The 278-nt window shown below is 56.8% G+C and carries 1 protein-coding gene; it reads right to left on the bottom strand.

Features of this window, described 5'->3' with window-relative positions:
• Positions 1 to 223, bottom strand: a 223-nt coding sequence (locus PZC42_RS24530; protein WP_277214073.1) for a hypothetical protein, incomplete at its 3' end; no start/stop codon positions are given.
• Positions 224 to 278 lie beyond the last annotated feature (55 nt).

Raw genomic sequence — 278 nt, 5'->3', positions numbered from 1 at the left:
AGACGCGGATGGTCCACAGGCAGCATATGAAAGCAATGCTCTGAAGGCTTTCGGGTTGCATGACACCATTACCAGCGCTATGTGTTCCTCCGGCGTTTCCGCCAGAGCTGCCGGCGGATGCACTGGCTGGATAAGCAGCAGCTACCGCACCCTCCCCAGGCGTCAAGCCACCATCCAATGAGAAATTGTACTTGGGGTTGGTAAAGCCTGCCGTGTCTTCCATAGTGTCACTTCCAGGTCCGGAGGCAGGCGCATTGTCGTAACGTTGCGAGACTACG

Origin of the sequence: Isoptericola croceus, from assembly GCF_029382255.1 — a bacterium.
GTDB lineage: Bacteria > Actinomycetota > Actinomycetes > Actinomycetales > Cellulomonadaceae > Isoptericola > Isoptericola croceus.
Note: the sequence above shows the minus strand (reverse complement) of the source record. Positions and strands in the feature narration are given on the sequence as shown.